19 protein-coding genes and 1 riboswitch are annotated in these 17,881 nt (G+C 71.4%); of the genes, 6 read left to right on the top strand and 13 right to left on the bottom strand.

Going from position 1 to position 17,881, the window contains the following annotated elements:
• Nucleotides 1-7 precede the first annotated feature (7 nt).
• Nucleotides 8-1,333: an aminotransferase class V-fold PLP-dependent enzyme gene (locus tag ABD287_RS15440; protein ID WP_344173692.1), complete on the bottom strand. Its 1,326-nt coding sequence runs from the start codon at nucleotides 1,331-1,333 to the stop codon at nucleotides 8-10.
• A 264-nt stretch (nucleotides 1,334-1,597) separates the two neighbouring features.
• On the opposite strand from ABD287_RS15440, the gene ABD287_RS15445 reads away from it, so the two are divergent.
• A complete protein-coding gene (locus tag ABD287_RS15445) occupies nucleotides 1,598-2,185 on the top strand; it encodes a hypothetical protein (protein ID WP_344173694.1) in 588 nt (195 codons plus the stop codon).
• Nucleotides 2,186-2,209: 24 nt separating this feature from the next.
• On the opposite strand, the gene ABD287_RS15450 is transcribed toward ABD287_RS15445, so the two are convergent.
• Nucleotides 2,210-3,376 (bottom strand): chorismate-binding protein, encoded by a 1,167-nt coding sequence (locus ABD287_RS15450; RefSeq protein ID WP_344173740.1) that lies wholly within the window; start codon nucleotides 3,374-3,376, stop codon nucleotides 2,210-2,212.
• A 246-nt stretch (nucleotides 3,377-3,622) separates the two neighbouring features.
• On the opposite strand from ABD287_RS15450, the gene ABD287_RS15455 reads away from it, so the two are divergent.
• On the top strand, nucleotides 3,623-3,826 hold the full coding sequence (locus ABD287_RS15455) for a DUF5999 family protein (RefSeq protein WP_344173696.1): 204 nt from the start codon (nucleotides 3,623-3,625) through the stop codon (nucleotides 3,824-3,826).
• Between the two features lie 111 nt (nucleotides 3,827-3,937).
• Here the strand turns inward: ABD287_RS15455 and gcvP are convergent, their stop codons facing one another.
• Nucleotides 3,938-6,787: an aminomethyl-transferring glycine dehydrogenase gene (gene gcvP / locus ABD287_RS15460; RefSeq protein ID WP_344173698.1), complete on the bottom strand. Its 2,850-nt coding sequence runs from the start codon at nucleotides 6,785-6,787 to the stop codon at nucleotides 3,938-3,940.
• A gap of 81 nt (nucleotides 6,788-6,868) precedes the next feature.
• A riboswitch (glycine riboswitch) is annotated at nucleotides 6,869-6,972 on the bottom strand.
• A gap of 155 nt (nucleotides 6,973-7,127) precedes the next feature.
• Between gcvP and ABD287_RS15465 the strand changes: the two genes are divergently transcribed.
• A complete protein-coding gene (locus tag ABD287_RS15465) occupies nucleotides 7,128-7,949 on the top strand; it encodes a sulfotransferase family protein (protein WP_344173700.1) in 822 nt (273 codons plus the stop codon).
• Between the two features lie 2 nt (nucleotides 7,950-7,951).
• Here the strand turns inward: ABD287_RS15465 and ABD287_RS15470 are convergent, their stop codons facing one another.
• The 10 genes from ABD287_RS15470 to ABD287_RS15515 all read right to left on the bottom strand — a co-directional run bounded on the left by ABD287_RS15470 (nucleotide 7,952) and on the right by ABD287_RS15515 (nucleotide 14,580).
• Nucleotides 7,952-8,551, bottom strand: coding sequence for a MerR family transcriptional regulator (locus ABD287_RS15470; RefSeq protein WP_344173702.1), 600 nt, complete (start codon nucleotides 8,549-8,551; stop codon nucleotides 7,952-7,954).
• 140 nt (nucleotides 8,552-8,691) lie between these two features.
• Entirely contained in the window at nucleotides 8,692-9,156 is a 465-nt protein-coding gene (locus ABD287_RS15475; protein WP_344173704.1) for a bifunctional nuclease family protein, read from the bottom strand.
• Between the two features lie 88 nt (nucleotides 9,157-9,244).
• Nucleotides 9,245-9,928 (bottom strand): transcriptional regulator FtsR, encoded by a 684-nt coding sequence (gene ftsR / locus ABD287_RS15480; RefSeq protein WP_344173741.1) that lies wholly within the window; start codon nucleotides 9,926-9,928, stop codon nucleotides 9,245-9,247.
• Nucleotides 9,929-9,978: 50 nt separating this feature from the next.
• Entirely contained in the window at nucleotides 9,979-10,431 is a 453-nt protein-coding gene (odhI, locus tag ABD287_RS15485) for an oxoglutarate dehydrogenase inhibitor Odhl (RefSeq protein ID WP_344173706.1), read from the bottom strand.
• 229 nt (nucleotides 10,432-10,660) lie between these two features.
• Nucleotides 10,661-11,038: a glycine cleavage system protein GcvH gene (gcvH, locus tag ABD287_RS15490; protein ID WP_344173708.1), complete on the bottom strand. Its 378-nt coding sequence runs from the start codon at nucleotides 11,036-11,038 to the stop codon at nucleotides 10,661-10,663.
• A gap of 104 nt (nucleotides 11,039-11,142) precedes the next feature.
• On the bottom strand, nucleotides 11,143-11,979 hold the full coding sequence (locus ABD287_RS15495) for a DUF881 domain-containing protein (protein WP_344173711.1): 837 nt from the start codon (nucleotides 11,977-11,979) through the stop codon (nucleotides 11,143-11,145).
• A gap of 11 nt (nucleotides 11,980-11,990) precedes the next feature.
• Nucleotides 11,991-12,323, bottom strand: a complete 333-nt coding sequence (locus tag ABD287_RS15500; protein WP_344173712.1) for a small basic family protein — start codon at nucleotides 12,321-12,323, stop codon at nucleotides 11,991-11,993.
• Complete coding sequence (locus tag ABD287_RS15505) at nucleotides 12,323-13,228, bottom strand: DUF881 domain-containing protein (RefSeq protein WP_344173714.1); 906 nt, start codon at nucleotides 13,226-13,228, stop codon at nucleotides 12,323-12,325. Before ABD287_RS15505 ends, ABD287_RS15500 begins: the two co-directional genes overlap by 1 nt.
• A complete protein-coding gene (clsA, locus tag ABD287_RS15510; RefSeq protein ID WP_344173717.1) occupies nucleotides 13,225-13,812 on the bottom strand; it encodes a cardiolipin synthase ClsA in 588 nt (195 codons plus the stop codon). The genes ABD287_RS15505 and clsA overlap by 4 nt, the downstream gene beginning before the upstream one ends.
• Nucleotides 13,813-13,956: 144 nt before the next feature.
• Nucleotides 13,957-14,580 (bottom strand): M23 family metallopeptidase, encoded by a 624-nt coding sequence (locus ABD287_RS15515; RefSeq protein WP_344173719.1) that lies wholly within the window; start codon nucleotides 14,578-14,580, stop codon nucleotides 13,957-13,959.
• Nucleotides 14,581-14,799: 219 nt separating this feature from the next.
• Between ABD287_RS15515 and ABD287_RS15520 the strand changes: the two genes are divergently transcribed.
• From ABD287_RS15520 to ABD287_RS15530, 3 genes are all read left to right on the top strand, one after another.
• Complete coding sequence (locus ABD287_RS15520) at nucleotides 14,800-15,645, top strand: sigma-70 family RNA polymerase sigma factor (RefSeq protein ID WP_344173721.1); 846 nt, start codon at nucleotides 14,800-14,802, stop codon at nucleotides 15,643-15,645.
• 196 nt (nucleotides 15,646-15,841) lie between these two features.
• Nucleotides 15,842-16,900, top strand: a complete 1,059-nt coding sequence (locus ABD287_RS15525; protein WP_425565639.1) for a coiled-coil domain-containing protein — start codon at nucleotides 15,842-15,844, stop codon at nucleotides 16,898-16,900.
• Between the two features lie 38 nt (nucleotides 16,901-16,938).
• Nucleotides 16,939-17,856 (top strand): AEC family transporter, encoded by a 918-nt coding sequence (locus ABD287_RS15530; protein WP_344173725.1) that lies wholly within the window; start codon nucleotides 16,939-16,941, stop codon nucleotides 17,854-17,856.
• Nucleotides 17,857-17,881 lie beyond the last annotated feature (25 nt).

The raw sequence follows: 17,881 nt of genomic DNA on the forward strand, positions 1-17,881 counted from the left end.
CTGGCGGTCAGCGGTAGCGGGCGCCGGCGAGCTGCCGTACCGCGGCGATCACCTTGTCGATCTCCTCTGGTGTGTTGATGCAGGCGGTCCCCACCCGGGCGTACTGGGCTGAGTAGGTGGCGTGCGAGGCCATCAGGCCCCGTTGCTGCAGCCCGTTGACGATGCTGCTGTTGGACATCCCGTCGATCTCGAAGCAGGTGATCCCCGCCGACATGGCCGGGTCCCGGGGGGTGCGCAGCCGCATGCCCCGGATCTCGGAGAGCCCGTCCTTGAGCCGGGTGGACAGCTCGGTGATCCGGGCGGCGATGTTCCGGCGTCCGATGTTGTCGTGCCACGCGATGGTTGTCGGCAGCGCGAGGCGCGCTTCGGAGGCGTGGAACCCGCCGGGGTTGTGGGCGCCGCCGGCGTAGGAGTGGTGCTGGGGGTAGAAGTTCTGCCCGACGCCGGACTTGTACCAGACGATGCCGGTGCCGCGCGGGCCGAACAGCCACTTGTGGAGGCCGGACAGGAACACGTCCACGCCGCTGGCGGCCGGGCTCTCGTCGACGGCGCCGAGGGCGTGCACGCCGTCGACGATGAGCAGGCAGCGGTCGGCCTCGGCGCGGCCGCGGTTGGCTTCGGCGACGACCTTGGCCATCACCGCCAGGGGCATCCGGACGCCGCAGCTGGAGTGGCCCCAGGTCGTGCCGACGGCCCGGGTGTTGGGTTTGATCTCGGCCTTGAGGCGGCTGGCGATCTCGTCCGCGGTGGCCTTGGCCGGGTCGGCGAAGAGGCTGATGACCCGTTTGCGGGCGCCGCTGCGGTTGCAGCACAGGTCGACCGAGCCGTGGTGGACGAAGTGGTCGAAGTTGGTGAGCAGGATCTCCTGGCTCGGTTTGATCTTCAAACTGCCCCACACCAGGCCGTGCGCGGTGGTGGTGTTCCAGCACAGCGCCGACTCGCCGCCGCTGCCGCCCAGGTACCGCACGACCGAGGACTGGGCGTCGTCGTCGCCCTGGTAGGCGAGCATCGGGTCGGCGTCGTACTGCTCGGCGACCCTGGCCATCCGGTCCCGGATCGGCGTGGGGTTCGACGAGAGCAGGAACAGCGACAGGTGCACCTTCCGTGGGTCGAGCCGGAACTGGGCGCGGACCGCCGCCCAGTCGACCGCGCCGGTGCGGGCGTCGACGACGTCGGGCCCGGGGTCGATCCGACCGAGGCCGTCCGTGGCAGCGGCCCGGCGCGGCTCAGGGGCGGGCTGGCCAAGCGCCGCCGATCCGGTCAATGCCCCGCCGGCGAGCGCCCCAACTCCGGCGAGGAAGCCGCGTCGGCCCAGACCATCGGTGCGGTTCATTGCATGCCTCCAGACGGGTCCGCGTGTCGCGGCCCCACAAGTATTGATCAACACCAATGTGATGGACGTCTCCCCCGGACACAACCCCTGGTCGCAATGTGGCGCCACGCAGGCTGGAATACCGCTAAGCGCGACGGGACGATCGCTTCAGGTAGCCACAACGGTCGCCATGGGGTCACTCCCTGCAGCGTCCTGTGTGACGATCAGCCCCACGGAACCGGCAGCGACGACCGGGATTTCCGGCCGGCACGACGAAGGGTGATCATGGGGCTGAGATTCTGTCCGGACACGGCCGCCGCGGACTGGCTCGTCCGGACCGACACGCCGGTCTGGCAATTGATCGAGTTCGGCCCTCAGGGCTTCGAGGCGTTTGTCCGACTCCGCTTCATTCCCGACCCCAGCCAGCCGGGCCAGAGCGAGGCGGACGTCCACCTGCCCGAGGATCACCCCTCGGACATCGCCCAGGCGCGACGCGCGGTGCGTCTGCTCGCCGGGTTCACCACCACCCCGGACGACTGCTACTTCTGCCTCTGGGAGGGCTACTCCAACATCCCGCTGCCGGCGCTGGCCCAGCGTGGACCGTTCGTCGATACGCCCCACCGCCGCTACGTCCTGCTCCGCGGCGCGGCGCACGACATCGACGCCTGGGAGACCGACCTGGGCGACGGGAGTCCGATCGCGCCGCCGGCGTTCGTCTGGCCGGCGGACCGCCGCTGGTGTTTCGCCAGCGACGTTGACCCGCACTGGGCCGGCATCGGCGCCGAGCGGGCCGCGGTCGACGCGCTCGTGCGCGACGCCGGCCTGGATGTCGTCGCGGCCGACCCGACGCAGGACCAGCCCCTGTACTACTAGCGACTACTAGCGCCGGCCAGGGCCTCAGCCGGCGGCGAGCGCCGCCATGATCGGGGCGGCCTTGGCGGCGGCCTCGGCGACCTCGGCGGCCGGCTCGCTGTCCCAGGTGATGCCGCCGCCGGCCCACAGGTGCAGGTGGGTGGCGTCGACGGCGACGGTGCGGATGGACAGGCCGAGATCGAGCTGGCCGGGGCTGATCCAGCCGATGGCGCCCATGCTGGCGCCACGCCCGACCGGTTCGAGGGCGGCGATCTGCGCCAGCGCCGCCCGTTTGGGGGCGCCGGTCACCGAGCCGCCGGGGGCGAGCGCCCGCAGCAGCTCGGCCAGGCCGACGCCGTCGGCGAGGGCCGCGGTGACGACGGACTCGGCCTGCCACAGGTCGCACCAGCGACGGACGGTGAAGAGCTCGTCGACGACGACGCTGCCGGTGCGGGCGACGGCGGCGAGGTCGTTGCGCTCCAAATCGACGATCATGATGTGTTCGGCGCGTTCCTTGGCCGAGGCGAGCAGCTCGGCGCGGCCGGCGGCGGTGGCGGGCCTGGTGCCTTTGATGGGCCGGGTGCTGGCCCGGCCGGCGGCGACCGCGACAAGGGTTTCCGGGGACGCCGTGGCGATGGCCCAGCCGGGTCCGGCGAGCGCGCCGCCGTAGCGGGCGCCGGCGAGGCCGGCGACGGCGTTGAGGGCGCTGTCGGGTTCGCCGTGGTACGGGGCGCGACTGTGGCCGACGACGTTGGCCTGGTAGACGTCGCCGCGGGCGATGGCGGCGCGGACGGCGTCGACGGCGTCGGCGTGCTGCCCGCTGGTCCAGCTGGGTGTCCAGTGGCCGACCCGCCATTCACTCTTTCGGGTGAACGTGCCGGTGGGGGTGGGGACGGACCGCCGGGTGCGGTCGTAGGCGATGGCCACGATGTCGGGGACCGCGGGCGCGGGGGTGGCCCGTCCGGGCGGGGCGCCGATGGCGCAGGCGGACGCGGCGGCAGAGACGAACACAGCGGCCCCGAAGGCGGCGCCGGGTCGGGCGGCGCCGCCGGGCCGGGCCAGGTCGTCGACCGGTATCCCCTGGTCCGCCAGGAATAGACATAGATCACTTAACGGATCGCCGGGGTCTCCGAGACGCCACTGCCAGCGGGCGCGTTCCCGCAGTCCGTGGCTGTCGAGTTCCGGGGCTGCCGGGGGCGGCGCCAGATACATTTCGGTTGATGTCACGACGAGCGTACCGACCTGTCTCATCCGTTTGGCGTTTCTCTGTGGGGCGAACGCCTACCCGCTGCGAAACCAGTTGCGTCCAGTGTTAATGTGACGCACAGTCATGTGACATACGCCACAACTCCCCTGGTGGCGGTATCGCAGTTATCGACACAGGTACGACCCGTAAGACCGAACGACGACCAGCCTGGTTCCCCAACCCGCGCAACAATTCCGCCCCCGGAGCCCTCGATGTGCGAACACCAGCCCCCGTGCCCGTCAGCCCAAGCCCCTGACCGCGAAGCCGCCCGCTGCCTCGTCGCACACCCCGAGCAGGGGTGGAGCCTGCTGTGCAACGGGGTGATCCTCTTCGAGGACACCGGCGAGCTGCTACCCGACGGCAGCGCCATCGCCCCGCACCGCGGTCCGACCCGGCCGCCGCTTATCGCCGCCTGAACCGCGTGCCCTGCCGCGCCGCAGGCAGCGTGCCGAACCGATCTGTCCAGCCCGCGCGGTGCGGACGGCTGACGTTGCCGCCGACCGCCCGCACCGCGCCGCGCGTCACGCTCAGTCCTCGTACGCCGTTGGCGGCGGGCACGAGCAGACCAGGTTACGGTCCCCGTAGGCCCCGTCGATCCGACGCACCGGCGGCCAGTACTTGCCCTGGCTGACCACCCCGCCCGGGTAGACCCCGACCTGACGCGGGTACGCGTGCTCCCAGACCTCCGCCGTCGCCATCGCCGCCGTGTGCGGCGCGTTGGCCAGCGGGTTGTCGCCGGCCGGCCACCGCCCCTGCGCCACCGCCTCGATCTCGCCCCGGATGGCGATCATCGCGTCGCAGAACCGGTCCAACTCGTCAAGATCCTCGCTCTCGGTGGGCTCGACCATGAGCGTGCCGGCGACCGGGAACGACATCGTCGGGGCGTGGAAGCTGTAGTCGATGAGGCGCTTGGCGACGTCGTCGACCGAGACGCCGGTCTGTTTGGTGATCGTGCGCAGGTCGAGAATGCACTCGTGGGCGACCAGGCCCTTGTTGCCGCTGTAGAGCACCGGGTAGTGCTCGCGCAGCCGGGCCGCCACGTAGTTGGCCGCCAGCACCGCGACCGCGGTGGCGTTCGACAGACCGTCCGGGCCCATCATCCGCAGGTACGCCCAGGAGATCGGCAGAATCCCGGCCGACCCGAGCGGCGCCGCCGAGACGGCGTGGTTGGTTTCCGATGTGCCGGCGGCGATGTGCAGCGGGTTGCCCGGCAGGTACCTGGCAAGGTGGGCGCGGACCGCCACCGGGCCGACGCCCGGGCCGCCGCCGCCGTGCGGAATGCAGAACGTCTTGTGCAGGTTCAGGTGCGAGACGTCCGCGCCGAACCTGCCGGGCTTGGCGAAACCGAGCAGGGCGTTGAGATTCGCCCCGTCGACGTAGACCTGACCGCCAGCGGCGTGGACCTTCTCGCACAACTCGGCGATGCCGGTCTCGTACACGCCGTGCGTCGACGGGTAGGTGACCATGATCGCGGCGAGCGCGTCCCGGTTTGCCGCGATCTTACGGTCGAGGTCGATCATGTCGACGTTGCCGTCGTCGTCGCAGGCCACGACGACCACCCGCATCCCGGCCATGACGGCGCTGGCGGCGTTCGTGCCGTGGGCGCTGGACGGGATGAGGCAGACGTCGCGCTCGGCCTGGCCGTTGTCGCGGTGGTAGCCGCGGATCGCCAGCAGGCCGGCCAGCTCGCCCTGGGAACCGGCGTTGGGCTGGACGCTGACGGCGTCGTAACCGGTGACCTCGGCGAGCCAGGTTTCGAGCTGGGCGACCAGACGCTCGTAGCCGCCGGTCTGGTCGGCCGGGGCGTAGGGGTGCATGTTGGCGAACTCGGGCCAGGTCACCGGGATCATCTCGGTGGTGGCGTTGAGCTTCATCGTGCACGAGCCCAACGGGATCATGCCCCGGTCCAGGGCGTAGTCGGCGTCGGCGAGGCGGCGCAGGTAGCGCAGCATGCCGGTCTCGGAGTGGTGGGTGCGGAAGATCGGGTGGGTGAGGAAATCCGACGTACGGCGCAGGCCCTGCGGCAGGGCGTCGGCGACGGCGCCGGTCGGGGCGGCGACGCCGAACGCGGCGAAGACGGCGTCCAGGTGCTCAGGCGTGGTGGTCTCGTCGCAGGCGACGCTGACGTGGTCGGCGTCGACCAGGCGCAGGTTCACCCCGCGCTCGGCGGCCGCGGCCACGACAGCCTCGGCCCGGCCAGGAACGACGGCGGTGACGGTGTCGAAGAACGCCACGGCGGTCAGCTCCACCCCGCCAGCGCGCAGGCCGGCGGCGAGGCGGGTCGCCGCGTCGTGGGCGTGCCGGGCGATCTCCTTGAGGCCCTCCGGGCCGTGGTAGACGGCATACATGGAGGCCATGACCGCCAACAGCACCTGCGCGGTGCAGATGTTGCTGGTGGCCCGCTCACGGCGGATGTGCTGCTCGCGGGTCTGTAGCGCCAGCCGGTACGCCGGGGCGCCCTCGACATCCCTGGAGACCCCGACCAGCCGGCCGGGCAGCGAACGCTCCAGGCCGGCGCGGACCGCCAGGTAGCCGGCGTGCGGGCCGCCGAAGCCCATCGGGACGCCGAACCGCTGGGTGGTGCCGGCGGCGATGTCGGCGCCGATCTCGCCGGGAGCGCGCAGCAGGGTCAAGGCCAGCAGGTCCGCGGCGACGGTGACCAGGGCGCCGACGCCGTGGGCGGCCTCGACGAGCGCGGCGTGGTCCCGCACCGCGCCGGAGGCGCCCGGGTACTGCAGGTGCAGGCCGAAGAACTCGTCCGGCAGGCCCGCGGCCAGGTCGCGGATCTGGACGTCGATGCCCAGCGGCTCGGCACGGGTGAGGATCACCGAGATCGTCTGCGGCAGCGTGTCGGCGTCGACGACGTAGATGTTGCTCCTGCTCTTGGACGAGCGGCGGGCCAGCGTCATCGCCTCGGCCGAGGCGGTGCCCTCGTCGAGCATCGAGGCGTTGGCGGTGGCGAGGCCGGTGAGGTCGGTGACCATGGTCTGGAAGTTGAGCAGGGCTTCGAGCCGGCCCTGGCTGATCTCCGGCTGGTACGGGGTGTACGCGGTGTACCAGGCCGGGTTCTCCAGCACGTTACGCCCGATCACCGCCGGGGTGTGGGCGCCGTAGTACCCGAGGCCGATCATCGAGGTGGCGACGGTGTTGGCGCCGGCCAGCTCCCGTAGCTCGGCCAGGGCCTGCGCCTCGGTGGCGGCGGCGGGCAGGTCGAGGTCGCCGGTGAACCGGATGGCCTCGGGGATCGCGGCGTCCATCAGCTCGTCGACGCTGCTGTAGCCGATGGCCTCCAGCATCCGCTGCTGCTCGGCGACGTCCGGGCCGATGTGGCGGCGGGCGAAGGCGTCACGGTTGGACGGGGTCTCGTGTGCGGTCATCTGGGCACTCCAACGACGGGGGGCGACTACGGGCCCTCCCCGTCTGTTGTGCCCGCTGACGGCGCGCGCTCCAGAGCCGACGAGCCGGACGCGGTCCTGGTGCCTGAGAGGTTCCGGGGAGGAGTTGCCCCTTCGGCGCCGGCCGGGGCTCGCCGCCCCGACGCGGGCTCTCCCGCGCAGGAGAAATCGGCGTGCGCAACGCTACCAGCGTCGTGATCAACGCCGTAGGGCCACCTGGTCGGGGTGGAACGCGATGGCACGGTCAGGCGATGTAACAAAAACGGCAAATAGTGCGTGTCGTGGTGTTTCGCACCGCGTGTCGACCCTACAGTCGTCGGTCATGGGCTGGAAACAGACCGTGAGCGTCCGCCTCGCGAGACACACCCCACTACAGCTGGGCAGAGGCCGCGACGGCCGCCCCCGACTGGTCCGCCGGCCCGGCCGCCTGCTACACGCGCCGGTGTTCCTGTTCAGCTCGGTGCGCTCCGGCTCGACGCTGCTCCGGATGATCCTCAACAGCCACCCGGCCGTCTACGCGCCGCACGAGCTGCACCTCACCCAGCTGACCGCCAAGCTCGACAACCAGTACGTCACCGACGCCATGCACGAGCTGGGCTTCAGCGCCGAGGAACTCACCCACCTGCTCTGGGACCGGGTCCTGGAACGGGCGCTGACCCGCAGCGGTAAGAAGATCCTGGTCGAGAAGACCCCGCACCACACGTTCATGTGGAGCCGCATCGCCCGCTGCTGGCCCGACGCCCGCTACCTGTTCCTGCTGCGCGACCCCGCCGCCATCGCCGCCTCCTGGGCACGGGCCCGACCGCAGTTGAGCCCCGACGAGGTGCATGCCCAGGTCGACCGCTACGCCACCGCCGTGGACGAGGCCCGCCGGGCCCTGCCCGGCCACACAGTCCGGTACGAGGACCTGGCCCGCGACGCCCACCCGGTCATCCGGGGCGTCTGCGAGTTCCTCGGCATCGAATTCGACCCGACGATGCTCGAATACGGCCGACAACCCCACGGAACGATCAAAGCCGGTCTGGGCGACTGGACCGACCGGATCCGCAGCGGACGCATCCAGACGCCCCGCCAGATCACGTCACGGGAGAGCCTGCCCGAAGACCTACGGGCGTTGGCCGTCCGGTGGGGCTACGAGCGTTGAGATCAGCCCGCCCGACGGCGGGCCCGCCGCGCGGCCAGCTCATCAGCGTGCGCTGCCGCCGGGCTCCGCTCGGTGACCGCCACACCGACCACCGGCTCAGCCGGCAGGTGGGACAGACTGCCCTGGATCTCCTTGAAGGCGCCGCCGATCGCGATCCCGAACACGCCCTGACCGCCCTGGAGCAGATCGACGACCTCCTCGGCGGAGCGGCACTCGTACACCGTCGCGCCATCGGAGATCAGCGTGATACCGGCCAGATCGCCCACGCCACGCGAACGCAACGCCTCGATCGCCCGACGGATGTTCTGCAACGACACCCCGGCGTCGAGCAGGCGCTTGACGACCTTGAGAACCACCAGGTCACGGAACGAGTACAGCCGCTGGGTGCCCGAGCCCGACGCGTCACGCACGCTCGGCACGACCAGACAGGTACGGGCCCAGTAGTCGAGCTGCCGGTAGCTGATCCCGACGGCGTGGCAGGCCGTCACGCCGCGGTAGCCGACATCGCCGTCCTCGATTCCAGGCGGCGGGCTCGGCGCGTCAGCGACCGCGTCAGGAGCGGGCTGGCTGGCGTGCGCGTCAGTACGGTGCGGGTCGTCCATTCCGACTAACCTCCCCGGGGGTGCGCCGTCGACCTGCTCACCCTATAGCCGACCGGACCCGGCGACAGGCAGGCTTCATGGCGACACGCCGCGAGGGACTGACCGTGCCCGTTGAGGCAATCGGACGCCCGCCGCAGCCGTCAACTGGCGAAGTCGTCCGGGTTGACCTGGTCAAGGAACTCCCGGAACTTCTCGACCTCGTCCTCCTGCTCGTCCGGGATGACGATGCCGGCCTCGGCGAGCACCTCCTCAGCGCACCGGATCGGCGCGCCGGCCCGCAACGCCAAGGCGATCGAGTCGCTCGGCCGTGCCGAGACCCGGACGTTATCGCCCAGGATCAGGTCGGCGTAGAAGACGTTGTCCTTCAGCTCCATGATCTCGACAGCCTTGAGCGGCGTCTTGACCGCGGCCAGGACATCGCGCATGAGGTCGTGGGTCAACGGCCGGGCCGGCTTGACGCCCTGCTGCTCATAGGCGATCGCCGTCGCCTCGACCGCCCCGATCCAGATGGGCAGGTAACGGTCCCCGTCGACCTCCCGAAGCAGGACGATCGGCTGGTTGCTGGGCAGTTCGACCCGCACCCCGACCACGCTCAGCTCGCGCACCGCCGCCTCCGTGTCGTCCCAGTCTTGACTGAACCGTACATGCCAAGGGTCGGCCCCGACCGCCACAGCGGCCGACCGTCCGTGGACCTCACTGCCCCACCGTGTCCCGCAGACCGGCCCGGATCAGCGCCCCGTGCAGCCGCTGCGACAGCGTGACCAGCTCGCGGGCCACCTCGCCGGCGCGGTCCCGGGCCCCCGGATCGCTCTGCCGCGCCAAAGGCGCCAGCAGCTGGGCATACAGGCCCACCTCACGGTCAGCGGCCGCCCGGCAGGCCCGCAGATGCCGCGGCTCGATACCGAACCGGCCCAACTCGGCGGCGACCTCGGCGACCGTGACCGCGTCCAGGTCATAGCGCCCCGTGGACGTCGACGTGATGAGGCCGTCGCGCTCCAGCTGCCGCAGAGCGCCGTCGTCCAGACCGGTACGGCGCAACAGCTCCGGACGGTCGAGCAGGCCGGTGCTCTCGACCGGCAGGCCCGTGGACCGGCCGTCCACCGACGCCAACGACGGCCGCGGGCGACCGACCGGCGCGAGCGCGCCGGCGTCCATCGCGGCCAGATGCTCCCGGATGACCCGCAGGGGCAGGTAATGGTCGCGCTGCGCCGTCAGGACGTAACGGAGCCGCTCGACGTCGGCAGCGCTGTACTTGCGGTAGCCGGCCGCGCTGCGCTGCGGCTCGACCAGACCCTCGCCCTCAAGGAAGCGCAGCTTCGAGATCGTGGCGTCGGGAAAGTCGACCCGCAGCAGACCGAGCACCTCGCCGATGCTCATCGACGCGGGGGCGCGCGGATCGGGGCGCGCCGCCGCGGCCCCGGGCGAAGTCACTGCCGGCCGACTCCCTGGTCCGGGCGCGGACCGGCGATGAAGACGAGACGGAACTTGCCGATCTGGACCTCGTCCCCGCTGCTGAGCGTCGCGGCCTCGACCCGCTCCCGGTTGACGTAGGTGCCGTTGAGGCTGCCGACATCACGAACGGTGAACGCGCCGCCCTCGCGATGGAACTCGGCATGTCGGCGCGACACCGTCACGTCGTCGAGAAAGATGTCGCTGTCGGGATGCCGGCCACTCGCCGTCACGTCGTGGTCGAGCAGGAACCGCGCGCCGGCATTAGGGCCACGCCGCACCACCAACAGGGCCATCCCGGGCGGCAACGAGCCGGACATCCGGCCGGGCACCACGTCGGAGTCGGGCCCGTCGAGCACCTCGTCAAGAGATCCAAGGTTGAGCGTGGACGTGACGTCGAGCGGGGGGAACTCGTCGTCTGGGCGCGTCATCTAGACCACCTCGCGGGTTGGGAGTCACTAATCAGCGTCGGCCGGACGCCCGCGGAACACCAGCGCCGCGCGGGTCCGCGCGGCAGGGGCACACCTCGGGGCGACCACCTACGCGCGATCACCGAATTCGGATACTAAGCGTCAATCGACTGTGCGAGCCTAGTCATCGCCCAAATATGGGGTCAACCAGGCGCGCGGGCAGACCCACGCGCAACCGGGCCCGCGGGCCTCAGCCCGCAATGAGCTTGCGGTAGGCCTCAGCGTCGAGGAGGCCCGCCAGCGCGTCCGGCTCGACCTGGATCTCGATGAGCCAACCCTCGCCGTACGGATCCGCGTTGATGAGATCCGGCGCGTCCGCGAGCTTGTCGTTGCTGGCGGTGATGGCGCCGGCGAGCGGGGCGTAGATCTCGGAGACGCTCTTGGTGGACTCGACCTCGCCGAGCGGCTCGCCGGCGCCGAATGACGCGCCGACCTCGGGAAGCTGGACGTAGACGATGTCGCCGAGAGCGTCCTGGGCGAAATGGGTGATGCCCACCCGCACCGCCCCGCCGGCCGCCGGGGCGACCCACTCGTGCTCAGCCGTGTACCGCAGCTCGTCAGGGACCACGCCAATCGATCCTTTGCCCTCGCGACTACCGCCGGTCTCCCGGCGCTGGCGCCCACCGACCGGCTTGACGCCCGGGCGGCCGACGGAGATCTCACGCCGAGCGGCTACGACGCCGGCCGGGCGAATTTCAAGGTTGTCGGCGAATAGCGGGCCGTCACCTCAACGATCGAAAGATCGTCCATGGTCACATTACCGCCGCGCTCACGGACCTTGGGGACCACCCCGCCCGGAATCGTGAGCGAGGAACGAAGATTCGACGGATCGCCGATAACCTCGATGGTGTACGGGCGGCTGAGCAGCCGTCCGTCGACTTTGAGCTGACCATTCTGGTCGACGAAGTAACTGCTGGCCACGATCCGCACCGGCTCCTCGTGGGCGCCGCGGATCTGCATCGCCTCCGCGGCGGCGTTGCGCAGGCTCTGCACCGCGTCCAGAACGGTGCCGGCGCTCAGCGCCTCGCTGTCGCCCTCAAGACGCAGCCGCATCCCGCGACCCTCGGCCGGCAGCGCGCCAGCCAGAAGTCCCAGCTCGTCAGCCCGACGGGCGGCGTCCGCCAGCGCCGCCTCACGGCGCTGGGCGCCCGAGTTCAGCTGACGCTGGCTGTCCTCCAACCGCCGGATGTCCACGTTCAGCCGGGTTTCGCGGGCCTCCAGATCCGACAGGATGCTGACCAGGTCGTCCTCGCGGGCGCTGGAGAGCTGGGAGTCGGCGGCGACGTGGCGCAGCTGCACCACCATCGCGAAGCCGAGCAGCGCCAACAGGACGGCGATCATGGCGCTGGCGCTGTTGGAGCGCCGTCCTGGGCCAGGCTCCGAGATGGTGGAGGGCTCGGCGGCGTCCGGCGGGGAAGGGGCCGGGTCGGGGGTGACGCCGCCGGGCCAGCCGACCCCGGTCGGCTGGCGACCCGAGCGCCGCGAAGCCTCGCCGTCATCGGTGCTCATGACGAACCACCCTACGCCCGGAAGAGGTGTCGCCGGATCGCGGCGACGTTGCCGAAGATGCGGACGCCGAGGACGACGACCACGCCGGTGGAGAGCTGACCGCCGACGCCGAGCTGGTCGCCGAGGTAGACGATGAGCGCCGCGACCAGGACGTTCGAGATGAACGACACGACGAACTGCTTGTCGTCGAAGATGCGGTCCAGCTTGGCCCTGATGCCGCCGAAGACCGCGTCGAGGGCGGCGACCACCGCGATCGGCAGATACGGCTGGAGGACCGTCGGCACCTCAGGGTTGATCAACAACCCGAGGACGACTCCAGCGATGAGGGCGAGAAAAGCGAGCATCAGCCGTCTCCGGACGCTTCGGTGGCAGGGGTGGGGGCATTCGGCCGGCGGCTGGCCTGCGGTGAGGCGGTGGGGCGCGGCAACAGGCGGCGAGCCTCCCGCAGCGCCTGGTCCGGCGCGGCCGACAGGACGAGATCATCGACCTCCCGCACCCGGAAGCCCATGCCATGCAGTTTCACCAGGGTCCGCATCAGGCCCGCCGACGTGGTACGCGCGAAGTCGTCGGCCAGATCCGACGGGCCGATCGAGGTGATCACATAGGGGCTGCCGACCGGCTTGGCGTCGACCTGGATGGCCTCCCCCGAGGCGCGGATCGTCGACATCGCGGTGAGCCGCTGACCGTTGACCTCGATCGCCACCGCGCCGACCGTCCACAGATCGTTGACCAGGATGTGCAGGTCGTCGACCCGGACCCGGTTGCCCGAGCGACGGTTGCCGGTGACCGGGTCGACGGCGTCGGGGCCGTCGCTCAGCTCGATCCGGACGCCGTCGCCCTGAACCCGGGTGAGGCCCGCCGTCATCTCCAACGCCCGCAGCTCGCTGGCGGCGCTCCCGCTGAGCTGGGCGTCACGCAGCCGGCTCACCTGCTCGCGGAGGCGAGCGGCCTGCGCCTGCTGCTCGTCGGTCTGCGCCCGCAGGCGCTGGATGGAGTCGACCAGCGCAGCCCGGGCACGGGCGCGCTCGGGCTGGTCCTCGATGGTCTTCCGGTAGGCCACCGCCAACAGGACACCGATCGCCAGCGTGGTGAGGACCGCGGTCACCCGTAACGCCAGCCGGACGCCGGGGCGCCGCGGACCGCGCTCGTCGCGCGCGGCTGCGGCGTCGGCGTACCCGGGATCCAACGGGAACCGGAACAGCGACGTGAGGAAGTCAGGTCCGAAGTTGTGCGGCGCCGGCGGACTCATCGACGACCGTCCGTGGCGGCCGTCGAACGCAGCGCCGCCGCGGCCTGCGCCGCGTACATGCCGCCGGCGATCCAGTACAGGCCGAGACCCCACCAGGCCAACGCCCACCCGGTCACGCCGGCGACCATGGCCACGGCTGGGACGGCGGCCGCCGCGAGCAGCAGCGGGAAGGCCGCCAGCAGCACGAACGTGGCCGCCTTGCCCAGATAGTGCACCGGTGGCGGGGCGTAGCCGCGGCGGCGCAGCGCGAGCAGAACCACGCCCATGAGCACATCCCGGGCGACCAGGGCCGCGGTGAGCTGCCAGGGAACAATGCCACGCACGGTGAACGCCACCAGGGTGGCGGCGATGTAGAGCCGGTCGGCCAGCGGGTCGAGGATCTCCCCGAGGCGACTGACCTGCCGGAGCCGGCGAGCCGCGTAGCCGTCGATCCAGTCGCTGGTGCCGCCGACCGCCAGAACGACCGCGGCGGCCACGTCGGCGCGCGCCACGAGGAGCAGGTAGAGAAAGACCGGAACGCCGAGCAGCCGGACGAAACTGATGACGTTGGGGACGGTGAGGACGCGCCGGGTCGGTTGGCTCACCGCAGGCCCCCTCCCGTCCGCGCGCCGCCAGCGCCGGTGAACGGCGTCGGCTGGGCGTGTCTCGCGCGGGAGCCACTATAACCAACGTCAGGGGCGGCGCAGGCCGCTCAGGTGGGCGCGGCGGACAGGCTCAGGAGCGTCCGGTCAGAGCTGTACGCCGTGCTTCTTCAGCCACGGCCGCGGGTTGACCGCCTTGCCGTCCACCTGCACCTCGAAGTGCAGGTGCGGGCCGGTCGAGTCGCCGGTGCTGCCCACCCGCGCGATCGTCTGACCGGCCTGGACCCGGTCGCCGGGCTTGACGTCGAGCTTGGAGTTGTGACCGTAGAGCGTCCTGACCCCGTCGCCGTGATCGATGATGACGGCCTTGCCGTAGCCGCCGTACCAACTGGCCTTCTTGACGACGCCGTCCTTGGCCGCGCGCACCGCCGTGCCGGAGCGGGCGGCGAAGTCGATGCCTTCGTGCTCGGTGCCCCAGCGGGGACCGAACTCGCTGGAGACGCTGCCGCTCACCGGCAGCGTCCAACGGTCGTTAGCGGCGACGCGGTTGGTCAGGCTGGGCGGACGCAACGTCGCGCCGAGCATCGCCTGGCCGTTGGACACGCCGGTGACGCTGGCGCTCTTGTCCGCGCCGGCGGTCTGCGACATGGCGGTCTTGAGCTGGGCGGCGAACTCGCCGTTGGCGCCGGCGGCGCCGGTTGCGGTCTGCCGTACGGCGGCCACCATCGACTCGATCTGGGTGATGCGGGCCTGCACCTCGCCAATCGACAAACCACGGCTCCCTTCGCTCGCGCAGCGGCAACGAATCCCCCATCGGCACGGACCCGACGGACCTGCGGACTTGTCCCCAGAACGGCTCGCCGCTCCCAAGTTGAGGAAATCGGACTCACCGCAACCATTCGGCAACCTTCCGTGACCGGAACCGGCACCTCACGACAGCGAATCTTCCTCAGGTCGGCACGCAGGCCGCCGCCCCCGAGGGAGACCACGATGACGATGACCGCCGAGAACACCGTGACCGCCGAGGTGGAGGCGCTTGTCCGCGAGCACATGACCCTCGTCAGCCACCTGGTCCGGGAGATCCTCGGCCGCGTGCCGGCACACGTCAACCGCGACGACCTCACCTCCGCCGGGCTGGCCGCCCTGGTCACCGCCGCCCAGTCCTTCGACGCCGAGCGGGGCGCCTCATTCGGCCGCTTCGCCGCCACCCGCATCCGCGGCGCGCTCATCGACGAGCTGCGCAGCCTCGACTGGGCGTCCCGGTCGGTGCGCCACCGGGCCCGTCAGGCCGACGGCATTCGCCAGGAGCTCACCGCGGCCCTGGGCCGTACCCCCACCGCGCAGGAGCTGGCCGACCGGATGGGCGTGGCCGTGGACGACCTCACCGCGGTCGAGGGCGACGTCCAACGGGCGATGATCCTGAGCCTGCACGGCTTCCCGTACGGCGCCGCCGACGACCTGGTCCGCGAACGCGGCGCCGGCCCCGAGGAGATGCTGCTGCACCGCGAGCGCATCGGCTACCTGCACGACGCGATCAACGCGCTGCCGGACCGGTTGCGGACGGTGGTCACCGGTTACTTCCTGCTGGAGCGTCCAATGTCGGCGATCGCCGAGGAGCTGGGGGTCAGCGAGTCCCGGGTGTCGCAGCTACGCGGCGAGGCGCTGACGCTGCTGCGCGACGGCATGAACGCCCAGCTCGACCCGGACCTGGTGGACGAGGTCGACGGTTGCGTGGCGCGCCGACGCCTGGCCTACTACCGGCAGGTCGCGGCGGCCGGGACGCTGCGCACCCGGCTGTCGGTGACCACGGCCCAGGGCGTGCCGGTCGCGGCGTGATCATCGCAGCCGGGGCGATGGCGGTTCCTGCCGGCCAACCAGCTCACCGATCCGTCCGGTCGGGCCTGTGCAGCGTCCCAGGCGGCGGTCGTGACGCCGGCCGCCGTTCGGGTACGCTACGGCCAGTCTCGCTGCGGTGGCGCCCCCCGGCGCCGGGCGGGACCGCCGCCGTGGCTCGTCCAGGCTGACGTCCTGCCTGGCGCCAGCGCCGGCGGACGATGGAAGGACCGCGTGGCTGGTGCTCACTGTGCTTGTTCGCCGTCTCATGGCGACGGTGGTGTCGATGACCGTCGTGCTCGCGGCCGCGTCGCCCGCCCCCGCGCAGGCCGACCCCGACGACACCGGCGGCGAGGGCGAGACTCCACTGGTGCGCGACGTCCTTGAGGACGCCAGCCGCGGGTATCTGGAGGCCAAGGTCAAGCTGACCGCCTCCCAGAAGCGTCAGGAGAAGCTCACCGGGGAACTCGGCGGGCTGGAGCGGCGCCGCGACATCATCAACGCGGAAGTGAGCCGCATCGCCGCCGCCGGCTACCGGGCCGGTCGGCTCAACGCGGCGTCGGCGCTGTTGCGCAGCGCTGGTCCGGACGCCTTCCTCGACCGGGCGGCCGCATTGGAACGGATGACCTCGCGCGAGGACCAGCGGCTGCGCGAGCTCAACCAGGCCCAGGAGGACGTCGCGCGGGCGAAGGCGGCGATCGACTCCGAGGTGGCCCAGCAACGGCACCAGTTCGCGGTGATGACGAAGAAGAAGGACGCCGCTGTCCGGCTGTTGTCGATCACCGGCGGGAAGGCCACCGGCGGTCTGGTCTCGGCGAATCTGCCGACCGCCCGACAGGCGCCACGGGGCCGCGACGGCTCCTGGCCAGGGCAGAGCTGCACCGCCGACGACCCGACCACCAGCGGCTGCATCACTCCGCGGACGCTGCACGCGGTGCGGGAGTCCAAGCGGCTGGGCTACACCCGGTTCGTGTCGTGCTTCCGGACCGGCGGGCCGTTCGAGCACCCCAAGGGCCGGGCCTGCGACTACTCGGTGCAGAAGGGCAAGGGCTTCGGCGGACACGCCACCGGCGCCGACCGCCGGTACGGCAACGACCTCGCCGCTTTCCTGGTAAAGAACGCCGACCGGCTCGGCGTCATGTATGTGATCTGGTACCGGCAGGTGTGGCTGCCGTCGGTGGGTTGGACGAACTACACCCGGGCCTTCGGCGACCCGTCGAGCGACCACACCAACCACGTCCACCTGTCGATGCTCTGATCTGACGCCGGCCGCTTCCGGGACCATCGGCTGACCTGATGGGCGTGGTCGCGGCCTTCGGGCCGATCTGGATCCTGACCGCCGCTGGCTACCTCGCCCGCCGGCTGGGGCTGGTCGGGCAGCAGGCGACCGCGGCGCTCGGCCGGTTGGTGTTCCACTTGGCGATGCCGGCCGCGCTGTTTCTGACCCTGTCGAAGACGCCGGTGACCGATCTCGGCGCCGGGCGGGCATTGATCGCGTTCGGCGCCAGCATGGCGATCGTCATCGTTGTCGGCTGGGTGCTCGCTGAACGGTGGCACGGTCGGCGCGACGGCGAGCCGGTTATCTGGGGGATGGCCGCCGGCTACGTCAACTCCGCGAATCTGGGATTGCCGGTGGCGCTGCACGTGCTCGGCGACGCGTCGTTCATGGCACAGGCGCTGCTGCTACAGGTGCTGGTGGTGACGCCGCTGATCCTCATCGCGCTCGAACGGCGCCGCGGCGGTGGTCGGATGCGCCTGCGCCGCGTCGCCGGCCTGCCGCTGCGGAACCCGATCATTCTCGGCTCGGCGCTCGGTGTGGCCGTGTCGGTGAGCGACGTGCCTCTGCCTGTGGTGGCGCAGACGTCCTTGGCGCTGCTGGCTGCCGCGGCAGTGCCGCTGGCGCTGCTGACGTTGGGCGCCTCCCTACACCGCGACCAGCCAGCCAGCCGAGTGCCACTCACGGAGGTGGCGGCGGTGACATCGCTGAAGGTGCTCGGGCAGCCTCTGGTGGCGTACGGGATCGGGCTGGCGCTCCAGCTAACGCCGGCGCAGCTGCTGGCGGTGGTTGTGTGCGCCGCGCTGCCGACGGCGCAGAACACGTTCATCTTCGCCCAGGAGCACCAGGCCGGCGAGGAGTTCGCCAGCCGGGTGGTCCTGCTGACCACGATGCTGTCGCTGGGAATCCTCGCGGCCGCGCCGGCGTTGCTCAGCTGACGTTGCCCGGCGGCCGGTCAGTTGG

Origin of the sequence: Pilimelia columellifera subsp. columellifera, assembly GCF_039532605.1 — a bacterium.
GTDB lineage: Bacteria > Actinomycetota > Actinomycetes > Mycobacteriales > Micromonosporaceae > Pilimelia > Pilimelia columellifera.

Bases quoted from the DNA above. Each gene is read 5' to 3' on its own strand.
- ABD287_RS15440 (WP_344173692.1), bottom strand. From the start codon at position 1,333: ATGAACCGCACCGATGGTCTGGGCCGACGCGGCTTCCTCGCCGGAGTT.
- ABD287_RS15445 (WP_344173694.1), top strand. From the start codon at position 1,598: ATGGGGCTGAGATTCTGTCCGGACACGGCCGCCGCGGACTGGCTCGTC.
- ABD287_RS15450 (WP_344173740.1), bottom strand. From the start codon at position 3,376: ATGTATCTGGCGCCGCCCCCGGCAGCCCCGGAACTCGACAGCCACGGA.
- ABD287_RS15455 (WP_344173696.1), top strand. From the start codon at position 3,623: ATGTGCGAACACCAGCCCCCGTGCCCGTCAGCCCAAGCCCCTGACCGC.
- gcvP (WP_344173698.1), bottom strand. From the start codon at position 6,787: ATGACCGCACACGAGACCCCGTCCAACCGTGACGCCTTCGCCCGCCGC.
- ABD287_RS15465 (WP_344173700.1), top strand. From the start codon at position 7,128: ATGGGCTGGAAACAGACCGTGAGCGTCCGCCTCGCGAGACACACCCCA.
- ABD287_RS15470 (WP_344173702.1), bottom strand. From the start codon at position 8,551: ATGGACGACCCGCACCGTACTGACGCGCACGCCAGCCAGCCCGCTCCT.
- ftsR (WP_344173741.1), bottom strand. From the start codon at position 9,928: ATGAGCATCGGCGAGGTGCTCGGTCTGCTGCGGGTCGACTTTCCCGAC.
- odhI (WP_344173706.1), bottom strand. From the start codon at position 10,431: ATGACGCGCCCAGACGACGAGTTCCCCCCGCTCGACGTCACGTCCACG.
- ABD287_RS15495 (WP_344173711.1), bottom strand. From the start codon at position 11,979: ATGAGCACCGATGACGGCGAGGCTTCGCGGCGCTCGGGTCGCCAGCCG.
- ABD287_RS15500 (WP_344173712.1), bottom strand. From the start codon at position 12,323: ATGCTCGCTTTTCTCGCCCTCATCGCTGGAGTCGTCCTCGGGTTGTTG.
- ABD287_RS15505 (WP_344173714.1), bottom strand. From the start codon at position 13,228: ATGAGTCCGCCGGCGCCGCACAACTTCGGACCTGACTTCCTCACGTCG.
- ABD287_RS15520 (WP_344173721.1), top strand. From the start codon at position 14,800: ATGACGATGACCGCCGAGAACACCGTGACCGCCGAGGTGGAGGCGCTT.
- ABD287_RS15530 (WP_344173725.1), top strand. From the start codon at position 16,939: ATGGGCGTGGTCGCGGCCTTCGGGCCGATCTGGATCCTGACCGCCGCT.